This is a genomic window from Streptomyces sp. NPDC040405, from assembly GCF_055595765.1.
In genome coordinates, this window is record NZ_JBVIVI010000006.1 from 458814 (window position 1) to 481860 (window position 23047).

Annotated in this window: 16 protein-coding genes; 13 read left to right on the forward strand and 3 right to left on the reverse strand. The window is 69.0% G+C overall.

What is annotated here, in order from left to right; all coding sequences use genetic code 11:
- Positions 1-66: 66 nt before the first annotated feature.
- Positions 67-1266 carry an FAD-dependent monooxygenase gene (locus tag ACZ59A_RS26285; protein WP_470962892.1) on the forward strand — a complete coding sequence of 400 codons (1200 nt, stop codon included), beginning with the start codon at positions 67-69 and terminating at the stop codon, positions 1264-1266.
- Positions 1267-1270: 4 nt separating this feature from the next.
- On the opposite strand, the gene ACZ59A_RS26290 is transcribed toward ACZ59A_RS26285, so the two are convergent.
- On the reverse strand, positions 1271-1882 hold the full coding sequence (locus ACZ59A_RS26290; protein ID WP_470962895.1) for a hypothetical protein: 612 nt from the start codon (positions 1880-1882) through the stop codon (positions 1271-1273).
- Positions 1883-2048: 166 nt separating this feature from the next.
- Positions 2049-2846: an SDR family NAD(P)-dependent oxidoreductase gene (locus tag ACZ59A_RS26295; RefSeq protein WP_470962898.1), complete on the reverse strand. Its 798-nt coding sequence runs from the start codon at positions 2844-2846 to the stop codon at positions 2049-2051.
- A gap of 171 nt (positions 2847-3017) precedes the next feature.
- Here ACZ59A_RS26295 and ACZ59A_RS26300 point away from each other — a divergent pair, with 171 nt between their 5' ends.
- Together ACZ59A_RS26300 and ACZ59A_RS26305 are read left to right on the forward strand one after the other, a co-directional pair.
- Positions 3018-4238 (forward strand): PucR family transcriptional regulator, encoded by a 1221-nt coding sequence (locus ACZ59A_RS26300; RefSeq protein ID WP_470962901.1) that lies wholly within the window; start codon positions 3018-3020, stop codon positions 4236-4238.
- A 136-nt stretch (positions 4239-4374) separates the two neighbouring features.
- A complete protein-coding gene (locus tag ACZ59A_RS26305; protein ID WP_470962904.1) occupies positions 4375-5700 on the forward strand; it encodes an MFS transporter in 1326 nt (441 codons plus the stop codon).
- Positions 5701-5712: 12 nt separating this feature from the next.
- On the opposite strand, the gene ACZ59A_RS26310 is transcribed toward ACZ59A_RS26305, so the two are convergent.
- Complete coding sequence (locus ACZ59A_RS26310) at positions 5713-6882, reverse strand: aminotransferase (protein ID WP_470962907.1); 1170 nt, start codon at positions 6880-6882, stop codon at positions 5713-5715.
- Positions 6883-7844: 962 nt separating this feature from the next.
- On the opposite strand from ACZ59A_RS26310, the gene ACZ59A_RS26315 reads away from it, so the two are divergent.
- From ACZ59A_RS26315 to ACZ59A_RS26360, 10 genes are read left to right on the forward strand one after another with little or no spacing between them, the layout of a single operon-like run.
- Positions 7845-9692, forward strand: a complete 1848-nt coding sequence (locus ACZ59A_RS26315) for a phage tail sheath C-terminal domain-containing protein (RefSeq protein WP_470962910.1) — start codon at positions 7845-7847, stop codon at positions 9690-9692.
- Between the two features lie 7 nt (positions 9693-9699).
- Positions 9700-10224 (forward strand): phage tail protein, encoded by a 525-nt coding sequence (locus ACZ59A_RS26320; RefSeq protein ID WP_470962913.1) that lies wholly within the window; start codon positions 9700-9702, stop codon positions 10222-10224.
- Positions 10225-10269: 45 nt separating this feature from the next.
- Entirely contained in the window at positions 10270-11019 is a 750-nt protein-coding gene (locus ACZ59A_RS26325) for a T4 family baseplate hub assembly chaperone (RefSeq protein WP_470962916.1), read from the forward strand.
- Complete coding sequence (locus ACZ59A_RS26330; RefSeq protein ID WP_470962920.1) at positions 11012-11737, forward strand: hypothetical protein; 726 nt, start codon at positions 11012-11014, stop codon at positions 11735-11737. Before ACZ59A_RS26325 ends, ACZ59A_RS26330 begins: the two co-directional genes overlap by 8 nt.
- 5 nt (positions 11738-11742) lie before the next feature.
- Positions 11743-12729, forward strand: a complete 987-nt coding sequence (locus ACZ59A_RS26335) for a Pvc16 family protein (protein WP_470962923.1) — start codon at positions 11743-11745, stop codon at positions 12727-12729.
- Positions 12730-12765: 36 nt separating this feature from the next.
- The gene (locus ACZ59A_RS26340; RefSeq protein ID WP_470962926.1) at positions 12766-14943 is read left to right on the forward strand and encodes an ATP-binding protein; all 2178 of its coding nucleotides are present in this window, start codon (positions 12766-12768) and stop codon (positions 14941-14943) included.
- Positions 14934-15224 (forward strand): hypothetical protein, encoded by a 291-nt coding sequence (locus tag ACZ59A_RS26345; protein WP_470962929.1) that lies wholly within the window; start codon positions 14934-14936, stop codon positions 15222-15224. The genes ACZ59A_RS26340 and ACZ59A_RS26345 overlap by 10 nt, the downstream gene beginning before the upstream one ends.
- Before the next feature lie 4 nt (positions 15225-15228).
- Entirely contained in the window at positions 15229-21645 is a 6417-nt protein-coding gene (locus tag ACZ59A_RS26350) for an eCIS core domain-containing protein (protein WP_470962932.1), read from the forward strand.
- A gap of 17 nt (positions 21646-21662) precedes the next feature.
- Positions 21663-22364, forward strand: a complete 702-nt coding sequence (locus ACZ59A_RS26355) for a hypothetical protein (RefSeq protein WP_470962935.1) — start codon at positions 21663-21665, stop codon at positions 22362-22364.
- Positions 22361-23047 (forward strand): hypothetical protein, encoded by a 687-nt coding sequence (locus ACZ59A_RS26360; RefSeq protein ID WP_470962938.1) that lies wholly within the window; start codon positions 22361-22363, stop codon positions 23045-23047. The genes ACZ59A_RS26355 and ACZ59A_RS26360 overlap by 4 nt, the downstream gene beginning before the upstream one ends.

The window sequence follows — 23047 nt, forward strand, 5'->3', positions numbered from 1 at the left end:
CTGCCTAAGTTAGGTATCTGTAGCATCGCGGTCGCCCCGAAAAAAAGATACCTAAGGTAGGTATGTATGCGCGTCCGTCCCGCCCACCGCAAGGTCCTCATCTCCGGTGCGAGCATCGCCGGGCCGTCCCTGGCCTACTGGCTCCATCGCTACGGCTTCGAGGTCACCGTCGTCGAGAAGGCATCCACGATCCGCAGTGGCGGCTACCCGATCGACATCCGTGGCACGGCCCGCCACGTCGCGGACCGCATGGGACTGCTCCCGCGGCTGCGCGAAGCGCATGTCGACACCCGCAAGGCATCCTTCGTGGACGCCGACGGGAACCTCATCGGCTCCGTCCGCCCGGAAGCCCTCACCGGCGGGGCGGAGGGGCTGGACCTCGAAGTGCGACGTGGCGACCTGGCGGACGCCCTCTACGCTCCGGTCCGCGACGAGGTCGAATTCCTGTTCAACGACTCCATGGCCACCCTGGACGACCGCGGGGACCGTGTCGATGTCACCTTCGACAGCGGCGCCCACCGCACCTTCGACCTGGTCGTCGGCGCGGACGGGCTGCACTCCCACACCCGCGGCCTGGTCTTCGGCCCCGAGGACCGGTTCCACCGCTACCTGGGCCACACCTTCGCCGGGTTCACCCTCGACAACGACTTCGGCCTCGCACACGAGGGGGTCATCTGGAACGCCCCCGGCCGGTCGGCCGTCCTCTACGGCCACGAGCTCGGTGACCGTGTGCACGGCTTCCTCGCCTTCCGGCAGGAGGAGCCGCCCTTCACCGCCTTCCGCAACCCCGAGGCCCAGCGTGAACTCGTCGCCGCCACGTTCCCCGAGCACACCTGGCACCTTCCGCGCCTGGTGGCCGCCATGCGCGCGGCCGACGACCTGTTCTTCGACATCATCAGCCAGATCCACATGCCCACCTGGGCGCACGGCCGCGTCGCCCTCGTCGGCGACGCCGCCCACGCCACCTCGTTCCTCTCCGGCCAGGGCTCCAGCGTCGCCCTCGTCGGCGCGTACATCCTGGCCGGGGAACTGGCCACCCACGCCGATCACGCCGCCGCCTTCGCCGCCTACGAGCGGACGACACGCCCCTTCGCCGAGCAGAACCAGGCCCTGGCCACCTCGGGCGCCGCCATGATGGTCCCCGGCACTCAGGCCCTGCTCGACGCCCGGAACGAGGCCCTGCTCAACCCCGCCGAACTGACGGCAGCCGAGTTCCGCGCCGCCAACACCGGCCTGGTCCTGCCGGACTACAGCCCTGCCGAATGACGGGTTACAGGCCGTCCCGCACCATCGCGGCGACGATGTTGACGTGCCGGTCGGCGGCGGTCTGGGAGAACTCGTTGTCGTAGTTCAGGCCGTACGGCCAGAAGTGGCCGCCCCCGGCGGAGAGCGTGGCACTGGCGCCGTCGTACTGCCGGACGAGCTTGGTGGCCTCCGTGCCACGCCACGTGCCGCCACTGGTGAGCGAGGCCCAACGGCCGCTCGTGCCGACGCCTATGGTGTGCGCGATCTCGTGCAGCGCGGTGCGCTCGGCCATGTAGGAGCGGTTGCTGCCGAACCGTATGGTCCCGTTGATGTTGCCGTCCGCGGTGGGAACGCCCGGGTCGTACTGCACGGTGATGCTCTTGCCCAGATCGCTGAGGTTGTTGTAGCGGGCCACCGCGGCGTTCATGGCCGAGGTGATGCGGTTGTAGGCGTCCTGCTGGTCCGGGGTGGGGTTGCCGGCCTTCTGCAGCGTCCAAGTGATGGTCGCGAACTCGGCCTGCGTGGTGCGCGGTTGCACGGGGGCGGCTGCCTGTGCCACGGCCGGTGCGGCCATCGTGAACGCGACGGCCGCCAGGGCGGCAGCTACGGTCCGGCGTCTGGGGCGGGAGAGCTTCATGTTTCGTACTCCTCGTAGTCCGTGCGCCGCTGTGCGCGGGCGTTCGACTTTGTGCGGTATTACGAGAAGGCACGGGTGACGACGTGTCAAGGCGATGCGCAGTTTGCGAAAATGTTGGTCTGTTGCGGAAATGGGCGTGGTCAACTGGCATGCCTGCTAAGGGAGTTCAGCAGCGGGCCGTGAGACCGCCGTCCACCGGCAGGCACACGCCGTTGACGTACGCCGCCTCGTCGGAGGCGAGGAAGACGGCGGCCGCCGCGACGTCCCAGGGGGTGCCCATGCGTCCGGTCGGGCTCGCCGCGTGGCGCGCCGCGAGCGCGGCCTCGGGGTCGTCGGCACCGGCCAGGATCTGCTGGGCCACCAGCGGGGTGTCGATCAGCCCCGGAAGGACGGCGTTGACGCGGATGCCCTCGGCGGCGTGGCGCAGCGCCAGGGACACCGTGAGCTGGTTGACCGCCGCCTTCGCCGCGCTGTAGCTGGGGTATGGATAACCGGTGTCGCGTATCGCGGCGATCGACGACACGTTGACGACCGCGCCACCACCCGCCGCACGCATGCGCGGCAGCACGTGCTTGCAGGTCAGGAAGACACCGTCCACGTTGACCGCGAGGGCGGCGCGCCACGTGGCGAGGTCGAGTTCGGTGACATCGCCCAAGCGGGCCACGCCGACGTTGTTGTGCAGCAGCGTCGGCGCGCCGAGGGCGCGCTCGGCCGCCACGACGGTGTCGGCCACCTGCTCCTCGACCGTCACATCGGCCGTCAGGGACAGCGCCTCGCCACCCTCGGCCGTGATCGCCTCGGCCGTACGGCGCGCCTGGTCCGCGTCGATGTCGATCGCCGCGACGCGCGCGCCCTCCCGGGCGAACGCGAGCGCGGCCGCCTTGCCGTTGCTCACTCCGCCACCGCTGGAACCGGCCCCGAAGACGAGTGCGGTACGGCCGTCCAGTCGTCGTCCCCTGCGCATGGCCCGATCCTGGGCGCCGAGAGGTGTCCGGACCACCGACGGCCGTCGCAAACCTGCCGTACCGGATCCTCGATCTGTAGAAAACGGCAGGTCAAAACCCTTCACCTGACAGCGGACATGCGTAATGATCTTCCCCTGACAGTGGCAGCGCCCGGCGGGAGGTGACGCGCGATGCCCGGAGGCCGACTCCAGGACGTCGTGGACGATTTGGCGGAGCGCATAGGCCGCTCCGTCGCGGTCAACGATCCCCGCGTGCACATCCTCTGCGCGAGCCGCCACTTCGGTGACGAGGACCGGGTGCGGGTGCGCGCCGTGCTCCAGCGTGACGCGGGGAGCGCCGCGGCCGGACATATCCTCGCCCAGGGCGTCGACCGCTGGACCGCACCCGGTGTCATCCCGCCCCGCGAGGACCTCGGCATGCGGGCCCGGCTGTGCGCACCGATCCGGTGGCGGCATCAACTGCTGGGCCTGCTCATCGTCATCGACCCCGACGGCTCCCTCCCGGACTCCAGCATCGACGCCGTCACCGCCGCCACGCACACCCTCGCGCCCCTGATGTACCAGGATTTCGCCGCCGACGACACCGAACGCATGGCCCGCGAGGGAGCGCTGAGCCGACTGCTGAACCCGTCGGCCACCGTGCGCGAGACCGGCCGGGACGCGCTCGCACGCGGTGGCCTGCTGCCGTCGTCCCGCTACGCCACCGTCACCGTCGCGCGGACCGCCGGTGAACCACCGGCCGACCGCGGGGGAGCGGTGGAGGTGGCGCTGCGCACGGGGCTGGAGCGGGTGGCGGCCGACAGATCGCGGGACAGGTCGTGGCGGACCGAGTTCTGCCTCATCGGCCCGCAGGGGGTGCTGCTTACCTTCTCCGACCGCCCCCTGCCGCACGAACCGCTGCGCGCCCGCGCGTCGGCCCTCCTCGAACAGGCACGGTCGGTGCTGGCCGGAACGGCGGAGTGCGTCGCGGGGATCGGTGAGACCGTGGACGGCGGCGCCGAAGCGGCGTGGATGTCGTACGAGCAGGCCATCGGCGCCGCCCGCACAGCCGGTGTGCGGGCCCGCGGCGACAGCATCGTCCAGTGGGAGGAACTCGGCGCGCTGGCACCCCTGTCGCTGCTTCCGCCGGACCGCCTGACGCCCGCGCTGCTGCCCGCGCCGCTGCGCACCCTCCTCGCGGGGGACCCGTCGGGCCGCCTCACCGAAACCCTCACCGCCTACCTCGACCACGCGGGGTCGGCCCCGCGCACGGCGGACGCCCTCCACCTCCACCGCACCTCGCTCTACTACCGGCTGCAGCGGATCACGGAACTCACTGGGCTCGACCTGGCCGACGGCGACAACCGGCTCACCCTCCACCTGGGGCTGCGCCTCCACGCGCTGATCCGCTGAGCCACCTGCCCTGGTCGAACGGCTTTCGACAAAGCGAGGAAAGCACCCGGCTGATTCCCGACAGGCAACGGTGGCGTGCTCCGCCGCCGCGCCCCATACTCCGACGGCAGTCCAAGGTCACCCGGGAGCCGCCGCCATGTCCACCATCGCCCCACCCGCCGTCCGTACGGTGTCCGCCACAAGAATCGCGGTCGCCAGTTTCATCGGAACGGCCATCGAGTTCTACGACTTCTACATCTACGGGACCGCTGCCGCGCTCGTCCTCGGCAAGCTGTTCTTCCCCACCTTCTCCGCGCTCGCGGGCACCCTGGCCGCGTTCGCCACCTTCGGCGTCGGCTTCGTCGCCCGCCCGATCGGCGCAGTGATCTTCGGACATTTCGGGGACCGCACCGGCCGCAAGACGATGCTGGTCACCTCCCTGCTCGTCATGGGGACGGGAACGGTCGCCATCGGACTGCTGCCCACTTACCGGGACGTCGGCATCGCGGCACCGGTACTGCTGGTCCTGTGCCGGTTCCTGCAAGGTGTCGGGCTGGGCGGTGAGTGGGGCGGCGCGGTGCTGCTGGCCACCGAGTACGCGCCCCGGGACAAACGAGGGCTGTGGTCGAGCTTCCCGCAGATGGGCCCCGCCATCGGCTTCATCGCCGCGGGCGGCTCGTTCCTGCTGCTGGGCCGGGTGATGGACGACGCGGCGTTCGAGTCCTGGGGGTGGCGGATCCCGTTCCTCGCCAGCTCGGCGCTGGTGGTCGTCGGCTTCTACATCCGGATGCGGATCGCGGAAACCCCCGTGTTCCGGAAGGCGCTGGAACAGCACGAGCGGGCCAAGGCGCCCATCGTCGATGTGGTCCGCCGTCAGGGCGCCACTCTGGCCCTGGCGACCTGCGCGTTCATCCTCGCGCACACGCTCTTCTACACCATCACGACCTTCGCGCTCTCGTACGGCACCACGGTGCTGGACCTCGACAAGGACATGCTGCTGCTGTGCGCGATGGCGGCGGCGCTCGTCCTGGGGCTGGCCACCCCGGTGCTGGCCGTCCTGTCCGACCGGGTCGGCCGCCGCAACGTCTGCCTGAGCGCGGGGGTGCTGGCCGCGTTGTGGGCGTTCCCCATGTTCGCCTTGATCAACACGGGTGAGCCGCTGCTCATCGGGCTCGCGATGGCCGTCGGGATGCTCGCCTTCGCCGCGCTGTACGGCCCGATGGGCGCCTTCCTCCCCGAGATGTTCGCCACCCGCTACCGCTACACCGGCGCGTCCGTGGCCTACAACGCGAGCGGCATCGTCGGCGGTGGCATCACCCCGCTCCTCGCCACCCAGCTCGTCGCCTCCACCGGCTCGTCCGTGCCGGTGTCCGGCTACATCGTGGTGATCGCCCTGGTGTCCGCGCTGTGCGTGTGGTTCCTGAAGGAGACGCACACGAGCGACCTGGGAGACGACCCCTTGCGGCCACACACCGACGGGTGACGGGATGCCGGGTCAGCCAAGGACGTCCTCGGCCATCAGCCGCAGCCGCCCGGCGAACTCGGTGAGCCCGGCCCGGTCGACGTTGCCGAAGCTGACCCGGAACACCTGACGGTCGTCGGGCAGGAAGGCGGTGCCCGGGATGACGAGCGTGTCGTAGCGGGTGACGAGGTCGCGCACGACCTCGTCGGTGCCGCGCCCGGCGAAGGGGTGGCGTACCCAGCCGAAAAAGCCTCCGCGGCTCAGCAGCTCGAAACCGCCCGGCCGGTCGGCCATCACGGTTTCCAGCCAACGTCGCTTGTCCGTCACCTCGTTCGCCCGCGCACGCCGCCACTCCTGGGCCGACGCCAGCCCGGCCCAGGCGGCCTCCTGCCCGACCCGCGGAGGGCAGATCGCCACGCAGTCGAGCAACTTCATCACCTCGCGGTTCAGCTCCGGCGACGCGATCACCGCGCCCACCCGGTAGCCGGGGATGGCGAGGTCCTTGGAGAAGCTGTGCAGACTCACCAGCGTCCCCGCCCAGTCCGGCTCGGCGAACAGCTCATGCGGCGGCTGCGCGGTGTCGCGGAACGAGCGGTAGGTCTCGTCCAGGACCAGAGCGATGTCGTGCCGCTTCGCCACCTCGTAGAACCCCGCGAGCACCTCCGGCGGAAGGGTGACACCGCTCGGGTTGCCCGGGGTGACCAGCACGATCGCCCTGGTGCGCGGCGTGATGAGCGCTTCCGCCGCCTCCGGAGTGGGCACCAGATCGGGCCCGGGCTCCAGGTAGCGCGGCACGACGCCGTTCATGCGCAGCCACATGTCGTAGTTGAAGTAGTACGGCAGGACTTCGATGACCTCGTCGCCCGGCTCGGTGAGCGCCTGGGCCACGAGGCAGAACGCCTGGTTGCACCCCGCGGTGACGACCATCTGGTCGGCCCCCACCGGGCTCCCGTAACCCCGGCCGAGGTCCGCGGCGAACGCCTCCCGCAACCGGGGCAGTCCGGGGGCCGGTACGTAGGCGGCGCCGTTCGGCTCGTGCGCGACCGTGGCGACGTGCTCGATCATCTCGTCCGCGGGCGGATAGCTCGGCGCGGCCTGGGCCAGATCGAGCAGCGCACGCTCACCACTGCGGCCCGCCAGCAGGGCGTAGGTCGCCCCCATCGGCGAATCGATTTCGCGCACGGTTCGCGGGCTGAGTCGCACGTGGGCACTCCTTCACGGACTGGCCGGCTGCTGTCGGTTCACCGCGATGCTACCGAGATCCCCGGCCCGGCAAGCGCTGGCGGTCGGACGCACCGGCGACGTCCTGGACCGCATGGTCGCCGCCGCCGAGCCCGCGAGCGCCGCGGCCGACGACATCGCGTGGATGGGCGCGGAGCCGGAGCCCGTCCAGGTCTTCGACCACGACGTCTACACGGTGCTCCTGGCCGCCGACCCCACCGCGATCCCCGCCGCCCTGCAGCGGGTGCCACCGAAGCGCCGCCCCGCCTCGCCCCGCACCTCCTGCGCTTCTACGCCGACCACTTCCCCGAGCACACCGTCGCCCTGTGCTGCTTCGACAACGCCGACGCACAGCGCGCCACGCCCCACCTCCAGCCGACCCGAGGCTGAACGGGACCGGCGGCGATCCGCCGGATCGGCTCGCGGGGGAAACCGCCGCCGGTGCGTACGCGGTATTTTCCGTATGCCATTGGTCGGACCACTGAGCGCGTTCCCATTCTCCGAATCAGGTTCCGCCATGATCCTTTAGGGAGCTTTATCCTGGCCTCTTCATGGTCACAAATTGGCGCGCCGAGGGGCGAGTTATTCGGCTTGTTCTTGTCGCCCCGGCGCGCCTGGCAAAAAATTGATCATGCATGGTGAAGCGGGATACGTCGGGTTATATGGTTCTGGTTCGGGCGACGTCAGCCGAGTATGTGCCGCGTCTCGGTGCGGTAGGGGATGGCCGGAAAGTCTTCTTGACCCTCATTCAGTCGCCCTCGAAACTCCAAGTGGCACTCATGCATCAGGAGCCGCAAGCGGCGTGCCGGGTCTCGCGATACCGATTTCGCGGGGGGTGTGCGACGGGGGAATCGATGGAGGAAGTGTGTGCGTGACGGCACTTCGCACGCGCTTTCTTCACTTCCTCTCCTCATCTCTTGATGCGCGCAGAGAATGGAGGGGGAATGCCGACACAAGCGGGCTATCCCGGCGTGTACGTCGAAGAGCTTCCCAGCAGCGTACGCACCGTCGCCTCGGTCACCACATCGGTCACCGCATTCGTAGGGCACACCCGCCGGGGACCGTTGAACACGCCCGTGCGGATCACCAGCTTCGCCGATTTCGAACGCCGTTTCGGCGGCCTCACCTCGCAGAGCGCGGTCGGGTACGCCGTTCACCAATTCTTCGGTAACGGCGGGACCGTCGCCGTCATCGTGCGCGTGGCCAAGGCCGGTACCGGCAAGGCGGCCTGCGTCACGCTCCACTCCACCGAAGGGCACAGCGAGTGCCCCGTACTGGAGGTGCACGCCAAGGAGCCCGGAGTGTGGGGTTCCGGGCTGCGGCTGGCCGTCGACTACGACACCAGGTGCCCGGAGGAGACCTTCAACCTCCACGTCCTCGACGCCCGCGGCACCGCTCGCGAGACCTTCTCGGGCCTGTCCATGGACGCGAGCCACGGTCGCTACGTCGAGACGGTCGTGGGCTCCGGCTCCGGCCTGATCCGCGTCAAGGTCGTCGGCGAGGGCCGCCCGGACCCGTCCGGCACCGTGTCCAAGCAGTTCGCCGCCGAACTCCCCGACCTGAACGTCGAGCTGACCGTCAAGATCGGCGAAGTCGAGCGCGAATTCACCCTCTACGACCCCGACTGCGACGGCGAGGCGCCCTGCGACGTCACCGAACTCGCCCTGCTCCTCGAGCACAAGCTGCGCGCGCTGCCCGACGCCCCCGGCAAGCACGCCTACGCCGGAGCGCAGGTCACCGCCTTCGGCCGCCGCGTCCAGGTCGTCGCCGGATCCGTCGACCCCGACGACGTCGTGCGCTTCCTGGGGGAGTGTGCGAACGACCTCGGCCTCGAAGCCTCCGTCAATCCGCCCGTCTTCCCGCTCACGGGCGGCGAGGACGGCGGCCTGCCCGGCCCCCGCGACATGATCGGCAGCGAGGCCCGCAAGACCGGCCTCCAGGCGCTGCGCGACATCGAGGACGTCAACCTGCTGTCGCTGCCGGAACTCGCCTCGTACGAGTCCGTCGACGACATGGTCACCGTCATCTCCGCCGCCCAGCGGCTCTGCCAGGAACGCCGGATCTTCCTGCTCGTCGACTCGCCCTCCGCCTGGGGCAGCGTGGACGCCGCGCGCGCCGGGATCGCCGCGTTCGAGCCCGTACGCAACAACTACGCCGGGCTGTACTTCCCGCATCTGCAGCTCACCGACCCGCTCACCGGCCGGCTGCGCTCCTTCCCGCCGTCCGGCGCGCTCGCGGGCGTCATCGCCCGCACGGACGGCGAGCGCGGCGTCTGGAAGGCACCGGCCGGCACCGAGGCGCGGCTCGCCGGGGTGCGCTCGCTCACCGTCAAGCTGACCGACCGCGAGAACGGGCTCCTCAACCCCCTCGGCATCAACTGCCTGCGCACCTTCCCCCTGGTGGGCCCGCTGGTGTGGGGCGCGCGCACGCTGGAGGGCTCGGACGCGTCCGACAGCGAGTGGAAGTACGTACCGGTCCGGCGACTCGCCCTGCACATCGAGGAGAGCCTGCGCCGCGGACTGCAGTGGGTCGTCTTCGAACCCAACAACGAGCAGCTGTGGCAGCAGATCAGGCTGAACGCGTCGGCGTATCTGCACACGCTCTTCGAGAAGGGCGCCTTCAAGGGCACCACCCCGCGCCAGGCCTATTTCGTCAAGTGCGACAAGGACACGACGACCGACGAGGACATCGCGGGCGGCATCGTGAACGTCGTGGTCGGCATCGCGCCCGTCAAGCCCGCGGAGTTCGTGATCGTCAAGATCCAGCAGATGGCCGGACAGTTCGAGATTTAGGAATGTGATGGCAGAGTTTCAGATCAACGCCCATCGCTTCGACCCGTACAAGAACTTCAAGTTTCTGGTCCTCTGGGACGGTCGTACGGTCGCTGGCATCAGCAAGATCAGCCCGCTGAAGCGGACCACCGAGGTGGTCAAACACCGGAACGGCGGCGACCCCAGCTCACCCCGGAAGTCCCCGGGCCGCTCCGAATTCGAGGGAGTGACCCTGGAGCGTGGGGTCACCCACGATCCCGAATTCGACCGCTGGGCCAACAAGGTGTGGCAGGTCGGCGCCGGACTCGGTTCCGAAGTCTCACTCGCCGACTTCCGCAAGGACATCGTGGTCCAGGTCCTCAACGAGGCGGGCCAGGTCGCCGTCTCGCACAAGCTCTACCGGGCCTGGCCCAGCGAATACCAGGTGCTCGGCGAGCTGGACGCCAACGCCAACGCGGTCGCCATTCAGAGCCTCAAGCTCGAATGCGAGGGCTGGGAACGGGATTACGAGGTGCCGGAGCCGGAGGAACCGTCCTTCACCCACCCCGCGTAAGGCGCCGAGGCGACAACGGGAACGGAACGGAAACGGGCTTGAGGGATGGTGAACACGGGGACCGGGCCCGCGGAGCTGCTGGCCGTCTGGGAAGCGGGCCTGGCGCACCACGGCCCGGACCGCGCCCTGCTGCTGCACCGGGCGGCCCGCCCGGAGTCCGGCACCGACGCGTTGCGGTCGGTGCCGGTGGGCGAGCGGGAGGCGGACCTTCTCGCGCTGCGCCGCGCGCTCTTCGGCGAGCGGATGCAGACGCGGGTGGAGTGCGGTGGGTGCGGGGAGGCGATGGAATTCGACCTCGACGCGCGCGACCTGGCCGCGGTCGGGCCGGAGCAGTCCGACGGGCCCCTTCGTGTGGAGGAGGGCGAGTGGGTGGTGGAGTTCCGGCTGCCCACCGTCGCCGACATCGAGGCGGCGGCCGCGGCCGGGCCCGAGGCCCCGCACCTGCTGCTGGCCCGCTGCACCGTCTCGGCCGTACGGGCAGGCCAGCCGGTCCCGGCCGACCGGCTGCCGTCCGCCCTGCCCGAGCCCGTACGGCGGCGGCTCGCCGAAGCCGCGGAAGCCGCCGACCCGGCCGCCGACGTGACACTCAACGTCGCCTGCCCCGAATGCGGCGAAGCCACCCGGGCGGAGCTGGACATCGCCTCCTACCTCTGGACCGAACTCGACTCCTGGGCACGGGACCTGCTGCTCGACGTCCACCTGCTCGCCACCGCGTACGGCTGGAGCGAGCCGGAGATCCTGGCGCTAAGCCCCCTGCGGCGCCGCTACTACCTGGAGCTTTGCGCAGATGGCTGACTACTTCGACCGGCTGATCGCGCGCCACGCCCCCGCCCGGGCGGCGGGCGCCGCCGACGGGACCGCGCGGGTCCGGCCCCGCCTGCCGGGCCCGTTCGAGCGGATCGAGGCGCTGCGGACCGAGTCGCCGCTGCCGGATGAGCCCGCGCCGCTGTTGGCGGTGGCGGATCAGCCCGCCGTCCGGAACGACGGGTTGATCCGGCACGAGCGCGAGATCCACACCGACCGGCACACCGTCGTACGTACCGAACCGGCACCGCGCGGTGAGCCGTACACGCCCGTCGAGACGCCCCCCGCCCCTCCGCTGCTGCGGCCCGCCGCCCAGCCCACCCCCGGGCCGCGTCCCGGTACCGCCGACACCGCGCGCCCGGAACGGCGGGCCGCCTCGCCCGCCGCCCCCGACACGCCGCGGCGGCCCGCGGCCCCCGCGCGTGCCCCCGCGAAGCCCGCCACCGCCCACCCGTCCGCCGCGTCGCTGCTGCCCCGCGCCGCCGACACCGGCACCGACCGCGCCGCCCGCTCGGCCGCCGCCGCCAACCGCCGGCGGCCGCGCGCCGCCGAGCGCGTCGTCCACGTACAGATCGGGCGGCTCGAGGTCAGCGCCGCCGACCCGTCCGGCCCCGGCCGCACCGGCGCGGCCCGCCCTGAACAAGTAGGACGGCGCGCACCCACGCTGAGCCTGGACGACTACCTGTCGCATGGCGAGAGGAGGGACTGACGCACATGAGCAACGGACTCGCCTTCGCGACGGTCACGCAGGCCCTGGCGATTCTGATCGAGAACAATCTGCGGCCCGAGATCGACATGGCCGTCTCGGTCGAGACCCGCAAACCCCCGGCCGAGCCACCGCTCGATCCGACCATCAACGTGTTCCTGTACCAGGTCACGCCGAACGCCTCCATGCGCCACAACGACCTGCCGACGCGCGCCTCGGACGGCACCCTTCTCAAGCGTCCGGCAGCGGCCATGGATCTCAACTTCCTGATCAGCGCGTACGGGGAGGAGACCGAGCTGGTCGGACAACGCCTCATCGGGTGTGTCGTGCGCACGCTGCACGAGATCCCCGTCCTCCCGAAGGACGTGATCGAGGAGGCGGCCCAGCGGCCCTACCTGGCGGGCAGCGACCTGGCTGAGTCGATCCAGCGGGTGCGCTTCAATCCCATCCAGATGGACGTGGACGAGACCTCGAAGCTGTGGGGAATGCTCCACCAGACCCCGTACGCCCTGTCCGTCTGTTACCAGGGGTCGCTGGTCCTGGTGGAGGGCCGGGAGAAGCCGGTCCCGGCGAAGCCGGTGGAACGGCACACCGTGCGGGTGGCGCCGTTCGGCGCCCCGGGCGCGCCGGAGCGGCCCGGGCCGCTCGGCGAGGCGGAGCCCGCGGAGGCGGCCGGGCCGGAGCAGGCGGCGCCCGAGCCGGGGAGGCGCCGCGCTGCCTCCCGCGCGTCGGCCCCTTCGAAGGGTGCGGCGTCCGCAGCCGCGGATAATCGCGCGGAACAGGCGGCGAATGCCGCCACCGCCTCTGACACCGACACCGCTTCCGATACCGAGGCTCCGGTGGCAGCGAGGAAGCGTACGGGCTCCAAGCGGGCGGCCTCGCCCGCCCGTACCCGCAAATCACCGAGCACTGGCGGCCGCACGGCACCGCGCTCCGGCGGCAAACCACCCCCGGACTCCGGCGGTGCCGGGCCGGCCGGGGACACGGAGAGCTGAGACACGGTGCGACGAGGTACGGGGGCAGGGGACAGCATGGGTACACACGACGACATCGCGGGCGGGGGCACCGCCGGGGACGACGGCCCGGCGCTGGCCGCCGCCGTCCAGGCGGTGCTGGCTCGTGTGGGCGCCCACGCGCACCGCGTCACCCGCGACGACGCCCGCCCGGGGCCTAGTGCGGACCAGGCCGCAGGACAGCCGTCCCCCCAGACGGACGGCCACGCCGAGGCCGCGCCGCACGCCGGGCGCCCGGACCCCGGCGCCGCCCCGTCGCCCGCCCCCGCCGCTGCGGACAAGCGGCCCACGCACCCCGCCGACGCCGCGAACGCAAACTCCGCGAAGGCGGGGAGCCAAGAAGCGACCGAGGCCCTCACCGCGCCACCCTCCGCCACGCCCGCCGCCGTACCGCCCGGCCCCGCCACCCTCGATGCGCTCGTCTCCTGCTTCGGGCTCAGCACCTTCGAGCGTGAGGTCATCCTGCTGACCGCCGCCACCGAGCTGGACTCCACGACCGGCGCCCGGTGTGCCGCCGCGAGCGGGGACCCGGCCCGTACGTACCCCACGTTCTCCCTCGCCCTGGCCGCGCTGACAGAACCGCACTGGAGCGCGCTCACCCCCGTGTCCCCGTTGCGCCGCTGGCGGCTCGTCGAGCTGGAGGATGAGACCCGGCTGACCACTACCCGGCTGCGCCTGGACGAGCGCATCCTGCATTTCCTCGCCGGTTCGCCCTACCTCGACGCCCGCCTGCACGGTCTGCTGCGCCGCACTCCGGTCCCGCGGTCCCTGCCCACCTCGTACGACCTGGCCGCGAATCAGGTGGCCGCCGGGTGGGCCGAGTCCCGCCCGGACGCCCCGCTCCGCGTCGAGCTGGTCGGCGGTGACCAGCGCACCCGGGCGGACATCGCCGCCGCGGCTGCCCGCCGCTCCGGCCTTGGCCTGTACACCGCCGCCGCCGACGACCTGCCCACCGACCCCGCTGAACGCGACAGGCTCGCCCGTCTCTGGCAGCGCGAGGCGATCCTGCTGCCCGCCGCCCTCCTTCTGGAGGCCGGTGAGATGGACCGCGAACAGGCCGCCGCCACCGACGCGTTCATCGCAGGCGCTGCCGTACCCCTCGTCGTCTCCAGCCAGGACCCGCGTCAGAGCGGGCAGCCGCGCGGCGAGCGGGTCACCGTGCCCCGGCTCGACGACGAGGAGCAGCTGAACCTCTGGGCCGACGCCTTCGCGGACGTCCCCGAGGTCGAGGAAGCCCACCTGCGTTCCCTGGTCGCGCAGTTTCAGCTGCCGCCGCACGTCATACGCTCCGCCGCCGCGTCCGTACGCCGCGACCTGCCCGACGCGGAAGAGCTGGACGCCACCGAACTTGCCTGGCGCGCCGGACTCACCGAGGCCCGGATGGGGCTGGACGAGTTGGGGCGGCGTATCGAGCCCAAGGCGTCCTGGGGCGACCTGGTCTTGGCCAAACGGCAGTTGCGCATCCTGCGCGAGGTCGTCGCACACGTACGTCAGCGGGGCACGGTCTACCAGGAGTGGGGCTTCGCCCGGACCCTGCGCAGCGGACTCGGCGTCACCGCCCTCTTCGCGGGCGGCTCCGGCACCGGCAAGACCCTCGCAGCCGAAGTGATGGCCAAGGAACTGGGCCTCGACCTCTTCATCATCGACCTCTCCCAGGTCGTCAGCAAATACATCGGCGAGACCGAGAAGAACCTCCGCAAGGTCTTCGACGCGGCCGAACAGGGCGGCGCCCTCCTCCTCTTCGACGAGGCCGACGCCCTCTTCGGCAAGCGCAGCGAGGTGAAGGACAGCCACGACCGCTACGCCAACCTCGAAGTCAGCTACCTGCTGATGCGGATGGAGGCGTACCGGGGCCTGGCGATCCTCACCACCAACATGAAGAAGGCCCTCGACCCGGCCTTCATGCGCCGCATCCGCTTCGTCGTCGACTTCCCCTTCCCCGGCGAGACCGAACGCGCCGAGATCTGGCGCCGCGTCCTCCCCGCCCAGGCGCCCATGAAGGACATCGACGCGGGCCGCCTCGCCCAACTCACCGTCGCGGGCGGCTCGATCCGCAACATCGCCCTCTCCGGCGCCTTCCTCGCCGCGGAGGAGGGCGACCGCCTCCAGATGCGCCACATGCTGGCGGCGGCCCGTACGGAGTACCTGAAGCTGGACCGTTCGCTCACTCCCTCGGAGGTCCACGGATGGGTCTGAACGAGACACCGCGTACCTCCGCGATCCGCGTCGACATCGGCGAACTGGTCCTCGACGGCTTCGACGCCCGCCTGGACCCGGACCGGGTCTCGGCGGCCTTCCACTCCGAGCTGACCCGCCTGCTGCGGGACCGCGGCGTCCCGCTGGCCGCCTCCGGCGACGGCCTGGCCCTGGACACCTTGTCCGGCCTGCCCCCGCTGCCCCGCACCACCTCCCCGGCCCGCCTCGGCGAGGCCCTGGCCCGAGCCGTGCACGCCGGACTCTCCGGACGGGGGAGGTGACCCGATGAGCAGTACGCAGTCCCAGGAATCCCGCTCCGAACAGTCCGCCGAACAGCGCCGCCGCAAGCGCAAGGAACGCGCCGCCAAGAATCGCGCGCCCGAGCCCAAGGCCATCGTCAGCGGCGCGGGCCAGCCCCTCGACCTCAGCGTCCGCCGCGAACTGGAGGAACAGCTCGGCCACGACTTCAGCCAGGTCCGTCTGCACACCGACCGCGACGCGGGCCACCTCACGGACATGCTGGGCGCGGACGCCGTCGCCGTAGGCCAGGACATCTTCTTCCGCGAGGGCGCCTACACTCCCGGAACGACCGACGGCAAACGCCTGCTCGCCCACGAACTGCTCCACACCATCCAGAACCCGCACGGCCTCGGCACCCTGCACGCGGGCCGCGACCTCGGGGCGGTGAGCCTGCCGCAACAGCCGATCGAGCGCGAGGCGGAGTCGGCGGCGCAGGAATCCGTACGGGGCACGGAGACGCGGCCCGAGGCGGAGGTGGAAGAGGGCCAGGCCACCCCCGGCTGGCTGCGCTACGCCACCGTGGACGCCGACCGGAACCGCATGGAGCAGATCGATCCGGCGACCCTCGTGGACCGGCTGACGAACTCGCTCGTACGGTCGCTGCGAGGCGACCCGGAGGACCGGTCGAAGCGCACCCGTATGCAACTGGCCCGGATGTCCGAAGAGTTGCAGGACGCCGTCCTCGACCGCCTGGAGACCAGGCTCCTCAGCTCGGAGCACGAGCGGGTGCTCGACCTCGTCGACGAGGTTCAGTACGACATCGACCTGGAGCAGAACCCGCTCGAAGCTCCGGCCATCGAGCCGGACACGGCCGGCGAAGTGCGCTCCGAACGCGAGACCGAGCGGCGGGCGACCGAGGAGCGGAAGAAAGAGGAGCAGAAACCCCCGGCGGCAGGGGGACCGGAGAAGGCCCAGCCGACGACGGGCGGTGCAGAGGGAAGCACTCCGGCGAACGAGAGCGCCCGACAGGCCGGTGGGCAGGAGCAGAAGCCGTCCTCCGCGGAGCGGGAGCAGTCCTCGGACCAGGGCGCGTCCTCGGGCCAGAAACAGTCCGAGAGCGCCAAGGAAGACAAGGCCTCCGACGGCTCCAAGGACGGCGAGGAAGACAAGGAAGAGCGAGACGCCGGGGCCGAGAGCGAGGAAGAGGCGGAGGCCCAAAACCGCCCGGACGCGGTCGATCCGCTCGGCCAGCAACTCAAGCAGGAGGACAAACGCGGGCAGGAGCCCCCTAAGGGGTCGCCAACACCCTCAGGCAAGGATACCCAGCTGCCGGGCGCGTTCAGTCGGCTCGACGCCGTACGCAACCAGGACATCGAAGGTCCGGAAGAGAAGGCCGACGAGGACCCGTTCGGCTCCGGAAGCCAGTCGGAGGTCGGGGTCGGGGGTGCGGAGCAGAGCGCCTGGGACATCAAGCTTCAGCCGGAGGACTTCCTTCCGGCGAAGGATCTCGACGTGTCCGCCGTGCCGACCGCGGACAAGCTGGACCCCTCGTCGTCCGCGACCCCCGCGGTCCCGTCGTTCCCCGCGCCGCCGGTCACCAAGGCCGACAAGGTCCAGGCCGAGAGGGACGCGGAGGATGCCGAGGACGCATCGGCGGAGAACGAGCCGGAGGAAGACGCCGCCGACTCGCTCGCCGACACTGAACAGCCAACCGAGACGGACGAAGCCGGATTGGCACGGGAGGACAGCCTCGCTCTGGAGCGTGCCGCCGAGGCACGGCAGGGACCGGGCGTGGCGTCCAAGGACCCGAAGAGCGGCGCCGACCCGAAGGCTGGACCGGTCGACGCACAGGTGACGGTGCAGGACGCGCCGGGTAAGTCCGAGGGCGGCAGCGAAGCCAAGGAAGGCCAGATCAAGGAACAGGCGGGCAAGGAGGAGAAGGGCACCCCCGCCGCGGGCGACAAGTCGGGCGGCGCACCGGAGAAGGCCTCGCAGCAGGCGGCGGGCGGCAAGGCCGCGGCGCAGGGGCCCGCCGCCGAGAAGGAGCGGAAGCAGACGGAGTCCGCTCCGGCGGAGAAGGCGAACAAGAGCGAGCCGAAAGCGGATGCTCAGCCCTCGGGCGGCTCCCAGAACGAGTCGTCACAGAGCGAGTCGTCACAGAGCGAGCCGCAACGTACGGAGTCTCCCGCCCTCGACGCGAAGGAGCTCGCTCCGCAACCCGCAAAGGCCCCCCAAGCCCCGGCTACCGCCGCGTCGGCGCCCAAGGCCGCGCCTGCCTCGAAAGCCGACCCCGCTCCCAAGGCCGCATCCACCCCCGAGCCCGCGCCAGCCCCCAAGGCCGAACGAGCCCCTCAGCCCCGGGCCTCCAGGTCGGCCCCCGCCGCGAGGGCCTCGCGAGGTGGCGGCGGGGGAGGCGGTGGCAAGGCGACCGCAGCCGCCAAGGACAAGGGCAAGAAGGCAGCGGCCGCTCCCAACCTGTCGCAGGTGTCGCCGGAAGCCGGACTGGGCAGCGCGTCCAAGCTGAAGCCGCACCGGGCGCTCGAAGCCCTCGGCGGCGTGGGCAAGTCGGTGGACCGTACCGTCGGCGACGAACATAAGTCGCTCGCGGGCGCGCCGCCGACGAGAGACCGGCCCGCAGGCTCCCCCCAGACCTTGAACGGAAGCCCCGCCGCCGCCGCGCCCGGGCAGTACTCGAACGACCCGGCCAAGAAGGTCGACGCGCCCGAGAAGAAGGACGCCAAGGTTGAGGGGGCCGACGAACCGAAGGGCAAGGTGCCGGGTTCGGACATCCCCGAGCCCAGCAAGGTGGACCTGGGACTGGCCGCAGGCGCCAAGGTTGTCTCGGGCGTCGTCAACGGGATCGGGCATGCCTTCGGCAAGGACGACGACATCATCGACTCCGATGCCCTTGTCGCCAAGATCCTCGACCTGCCGACCAAGGATGACGCCCTCAAGAAGGCCCAGTTGGGGACGGCCCCCGGGGTCGGCATGCAGGGCGACGCCGAACAACGCGCCGGCGAGCAGGGCGGCAACGTCGACGACAAGGGACGCGAACTCCATTCGACAGGCCGGGACGATGCCGGGCGCCCCCTGGGCGAGAAGCAGATCTACCCGCACGCGCCCAAGGAACAGCTCACCGCGAAGGTGCCGGGCGCGAGGGGCCAGGCAGGCGGAGCCCCGGGCGGCGGCGCGAGCACCGGCCGCGTCCCGGCCGACGCCGCGTCCGAGGTGGCCGAGCACGAACGAGGGCCGCAGCTCAAGGCCGCGTTCAGCGACGGCCAGAAGTCCATGTCCGACGAGCACCAGGCCAAGGACGAGCGCTTCCGGCAGTCGAAGCAGGAGCACAAGCAGAAGGTCCAGAGTGAGGTCGACACCAACACCAAGACACAGGCCGGTGAGCGCGACAAGGTCATGTCCCAGGTGTCCGACTCCCGCGAGAAGTGGCGCAAGGAACAGGACGACGAACTCGCGAGTCTCGGCACGAAGAAGACCGAGAAGCACAAGAAGATCCACAAGGACGTCAAGGAGCGGGAAGACAAGGCCGACAAGGACACAGAGAAGCGGAAGGAGGACGACGAGAAGAAGGCCCAGGAGAAGCACGAAAAGGCGGAGGAGGCCGCACACAGGGAGCGCGAGAACAAAAAGGACGAGTCCGGTAACTGGCTCAGCAAGGCATATGAGTACATCAAGCAGAAGTTCCTCGATCTCCGTGACGCCATCGTCGGCTTCTTCAAGGAAGCTCGCAGGCTCATCACGGACCTGATCAAGAACTTCGCGACAGACGTTCTCCGCTGGATCAACGAAGCGCGGAAGTTCATCGTCGAGGCGATCAAGCAGTTCGTCACGGACCTGATCGAGCTGGGCAAGGCGCTCCTCAAGGCCATCGTCGAGATCGCCCAGCGCATCCGCAAGCTGATCATTCAGCTGCGCGACGCGGCCATCAAGTTCGTCACCGATCTGGCCAACAAGCTCAAGAAGGTCATCACCGACCTTCTCAACGCCATCGCCAAGATGCTGAGCGGCATCCTGGACCTGCTCAAGAAGATGCTGCAGGACGTGATCAAGGCCGTCGTGGACGCGGTCAAAGGCATCCTGGCCTTCGCGTCCAAACTGCTGAGCGGACTGGGCGAGTTCATGCTCATCGCGGTCGACTTCCTCAGCGACCCGGGCGGCTGGCTGAGCGGTGCCAAGAACTCTGCCGTGGACGGCGCGAAGAACCACCTGTTCCGAGAGGTCAAGTCGGCCGTCAAGGAATGGTTCCAGTCGAAGATCGAGGAGATCATCGGCGTCCCGAAGGCCATCCTGGACAAGCTGCTCAAGGGTGGCTTCACCCTGGAGAAGATCGTCAAGGAGACGTGGGACGCAGTCGTCCCCCAACTTCCCTTCATCATCGGTGAGATCGTCATCACGAAGGTCATCGCCAAGCTGATCCCGGGCGCCGGCTGGGTGATGGCCGTCATCGACGCCATCCGTACCGCTATCGGCGCGCTCAGCGAGATCCTGCGCGCGATGGGTGCCGTCCTCGACTGGCTGAAGGCCGTCCGCAGCGGCGGCGCGGGCATCCTCTTCGCGAAGGCGGTCGCTGCGGGCATCGTCGCGCTCCTCGAACTGGCCTACGAGGCCCTGCTGTCGGGGATCGGCAAGTACGTGGCGAAGGTGGGCCGCCGCTTCAAGGCCATCGCGGCGAAGCTGGGTCAGGGGAAGGGCGGCGCGGACGGGCGGGGTGGCAAGCCGAAGCCCGACGAGAAGCCCGGACAACCGACCGCACCGAAAACGACGACGCGCCCGACATCAACACCAACGACCACGAAGCCGGGTGTCGAACCGACGTCCAGGAAGCCCACAATGCAATCGCACCCCCCAACCAAACCCGGGCCCGAAACCCCCGGCAGGCCCAAGCCCACACACGACACCAAGACCCCAGCCCCCACCACCAAGGACAAGAACGGCAAACCCAAGCCCGAGGAAGACCACCCGGACACCCGCCCAACCCCATCCCCGAAACCCAAGCCCAAGCCGGAACCCCCGGCAAAGCCGAAGCCCGAGCCGCAGACCAAGCCCACCCCCAAGGATGACAAATCCCCGGGCAGCTCCAAGGACGACAAGGGCCCCGAGAGCAGGCCGAAGAACGACGACAAGCCCGCGACTAAGGACCCTAAGGACCAGGACCCGACCAAGCCCAAGCCCGACAAGGGCGACCCAAAGAAGCCCAAGCCGGACAAAGGCGGCGACAAGCCAGGCCCCCGAAAGCCCAAACCTGAAAAGGGCAGCGACGGAAGGAGGCCCAGACCTCATGGGGATGTCGGTCGGCCCGGCAGGCCGAAGAGCCCCAAAGAAAAGGACAACAGGGAGAATGATGAGAATTCGGAACAGTCGAAGAGAGCTCGACTCATGGAGGTGATCGCCAGAATTCGTCCCATTATAAAAACGCATTTGGAAAAGGGGATCACCGTTGAAGATGACTTGGCTCTCTTGGCCAAGATTCGCAGACACTACCGACTCACGGCTCTGCGAAAGATTGGGTACCCAAACTTCACGGTTTGGGCCTGGCTCAACCCCAGTGGGCCCGTGATTTCTGGACTGACGCAAGCGGAGATAGACCGACTAAAGCGCCTAGGTCGACCCGACCCCTATCCACTTGTGCCTCCCTTCGCGAATGGCGCAAATTTGGAGCCGAAGTCGTTTAGTCAGAAATTCATCAACCAGAAATGGGCGCGCGACCATGGGCGAGTTCCGGCCAGTGGTCGTACTTGGAAAACAAATAACTCAATTGGATTCCAGTACATCGACAAGCATGAGCTATGGGACAAGGCTCCTCAGAGCCATCAGTGGGATTTGATGCATCTGCTCCCGAAGGAGCTCGGCGGCCCCAGTAAAACCACAAATTTTGTACCTGCACCAAATAGCAAGAATAAGGGGTTCTATGACTTATTCGAAAGCAAGGCAGCAAAGGAATTCGGGTACACATCGGAACATGCTACGGACACCAAACCCCCCGGCGATTACCACGTCGATCTGGAACTTCTGAAGGGATCGGCTCAAGGGTACCCCGGAGGCAGGTATCCAAAATGGTTCCCGAAGAGGATGACAGCCATCTATCGTACGTACAAGTACAAGGGGCAGGGCTCCGGAAATAGTCGAAACGACTGGCAGCCTAATTCCTGGAAGGGGCCGGATACTGTCACCTTCCTGCCGCCCCCCAAAGGAAGCCTATCCGTGCTGGACTTGAATAGTGCAAACCTAAGGGACCCGAGCACTAGGATCCGTGCGTATAGGCTTCTGGCGCGCAACGCGAAGATTGTCAGCGCCGTGCAGGCTCTACGTCCCTTCAATGGAATCGAAGACATGAAGGGCCAATTGATCGCGTACAAGATCCCTTCGACCGGACGGAAGATCCCTGGGATTGAAGCGAAATTGCAAGAGATACAGGCCAATCATGATGACGGCCTGTTCATGGTCTGAACCTAGGGTGGATATCCATGCTGAACGACATTGAAAGAGCGCATTTTGCATCGCTGGACGGACTGGCGCAGCAGCCGTTGATCGAAGTGATCGACGAGCGACGGGGGGAAGTCGGTGAGTCTTTCTCGGAGCTTCTTCCCCTGTCTGATTTCAATCAAGACTGGGAAGTCGTCGTCCTGGATGCTGAAATCCTTGATGAAACCTTGAGACTGGATGAAGTGGCGGTGCACTGGCGCACGAGAGAGCCTCTTCCTGACTTCTTCGGGGAGTATCGTCTCCCGAGCCCCTACGAAGTGCTTGTGCAAGACGTTGAACCCCTGACCGAGGGCCTTTCTGAGGCTATCCAGCGGGATTTTGTCCGCCAGCTCAGGTATATCGACCACTCTTACCATTCGGGCTCTGGTTCCACAACATATATCCGTATGATGCCGAGTAGGTTCCCCCTTGAGGTTTGGCAGCACGACCTCGCCATGACCGGTGGATTTCCATACCCCCATGGCTATGTAAAGCTCGACCTCACATACCGCCGATACGTAGAGACATTGCTTGTCACCAAGGGGGCCTGGGGTTGGCAGTATCTGTTCGCTGACGTGCAGTTTCGTGGCAGTCTCCTCGAAGATGCCGGGAGCAACGTCAAGTACATGCTGGACACTTTCCCGGATATATTTCCTGAATTCGACTACGCCGAGCTTCAGCAACGCTTGGAGGCCCGCCTGTGACTCGCTACGCCGACATCCCCAAGCCCATCCGCTCCGGCATCGTCATCGTCGACCCCGACCGCGGCACCCCCCAACGCATCATCGTGCTGCAGTTCAACCCCGACACCCTGGAACGCTCCCTCGCCCCCCAATCCGCCGGTGATCAGGCCGACAGCGGCGGAGGGGGCAGTGGAAGCGGTGACAGAAACGAGGCACTGCGGCTCAAGGGGCCGGCGCAGGAGACGTGGAAGTTCACGGCGGAGATCGACGCCACCGATCAGTTCGAGGTGGCGGCCCCCGACGGGATTCATCCTCAGCTCGCCGTGCTCGAAATGCTCGTGCAGCCGACGACGGCAAAATTACGGGAGGCTTCGCGGCTGTCGAAGAAGGGGACCATCGAGATCACCCCCATCGAGATGCCGCTGACCCTCTTCACCTGGGGGAGCAAGCGCGTCATGCCGGTCCGCATCACCGAGCTGTCGATCAACGAGTCGGCCTTCGATGTGAACCTCAACCCCATACGGGCCTCGCTCAGCATCGGGCTGAAGGTGCTGACCGTCAGCGACCTACCCCCGGGGCACCGGGGCTCGGAGCTGTACCTCGCGCACCTCGCGCAGAAGGAGCGGCTGGCCGCGGCGGCACGCGGCGGGGGCTTAAGCGCGCTGGGGCTGAACAACGGGGACATCGGGCTGGGGAGGGTGTAG

Excerpts from the sequence above, each read along its gene's own strand:
- ACZ59A_RS26305 (WP_470962904.1), top strand. The coding sequence starts at position 4,375 with ATGTCCACCATCGCCCCACCCGCCGTCCGTACGGTGTCCGCCACAAGA.
- ACZ59A_RS26355 (WP_470962935.1), top strand. The coding sequence starts at position 21,663 with ATGCTGAACGACATTGAAAGAGCGCATTTTGCATCGCTGGACGGACTG.
- ACZ59A_RS26330 (WP_470962920.1), top strand. The coding sequence starts at position 11,012 with ATGGCTGACTACTTCGACCGGCTGATCGCGCGCCACGCCCCCGCCCGG.
- ACZ59A_RS26315 (WP_470962910.1), top strand. The coding sequence starts at position 7,845 with ATGCCGACACAAGCGGGCTATCCCGGCGTGTACGTCGAAGAGCTTCCC.
- ACZ59A_RS26290 (WP_470962895.1), bottom strand. The coding sequence starts at position 1,882 with ATGAAGCTCTCCCGCCCCAGACGCCGGACCGTAGCTGCCGCCCTGGCG.
- ACZ59A_RS26340 (WP_470962926.1), top strand. The coding sequence starts at position 12,766 with ATGGGTACACACGACGACATCGCGGGCGGGGGCACCGCCGGGGACGAC.
- ACZ59A_RS26300 (WP_470962901.1), top strand. The coding sequence starts at position 3,018 with ATGCCCGGAGGCCGACTCCAGGACGTCGTGGACGATTTGGCGGAGCGC.
- ACZ59A_RS26320 (WP_470962913.1), top strand. The coding sequence starts at position 9,700 with ATGGCAGAGTTTCAGATCAACGCCCATCGCTTCGACCCGTACAAGAAC.
- ACZ59A_RS26285 (WP_470962892.1), top strand. The coding sequence starts at position 67 with ATGCGCGTCCGTCCCGCCCACCGCAAGGTCCTCATCTCCGGTGCGAGC.
- ACZ59A_RS26335 (WP_470962923.1), top strand. The coding sequence starts at position 11,743 with ATGAGCAACGGACTCGCCTTCGCGACGGTCACGCAGGCCCTGGCGATT.
- ACZ59A_RS26345 (WP_470962929.1), top strand. The coding sequence starts at position 14,934 with ATGGGTCTGAACGAGACACCGCGTACCTCCGCGATCCGCGTCGACATC.
- ACZ59A_RS26295 (WP_470962898.1), bottom strand. The coding sequence starts at position 2,846 with ATGCGCAGGGGACGACGACTGGACGGCCGTACCGCACTCGTCTTCGGG.
- ACZ59A_RS26350 (WP_470962932.1), top strand. The coding sequence starts at position 15,229 with ATGAGCAGTACGCAGTCCCAGGAATCCCGCTCCGAACAGTCCGCCGAA.
- ACZ59A_RS26325 (WP_470962916.1), top strand. The coding sequence starts at position 10,270 with ATGGTGAACACGGGGACCGGGCCCGCGGAGCTGCTGGCCGTCTGGGAA.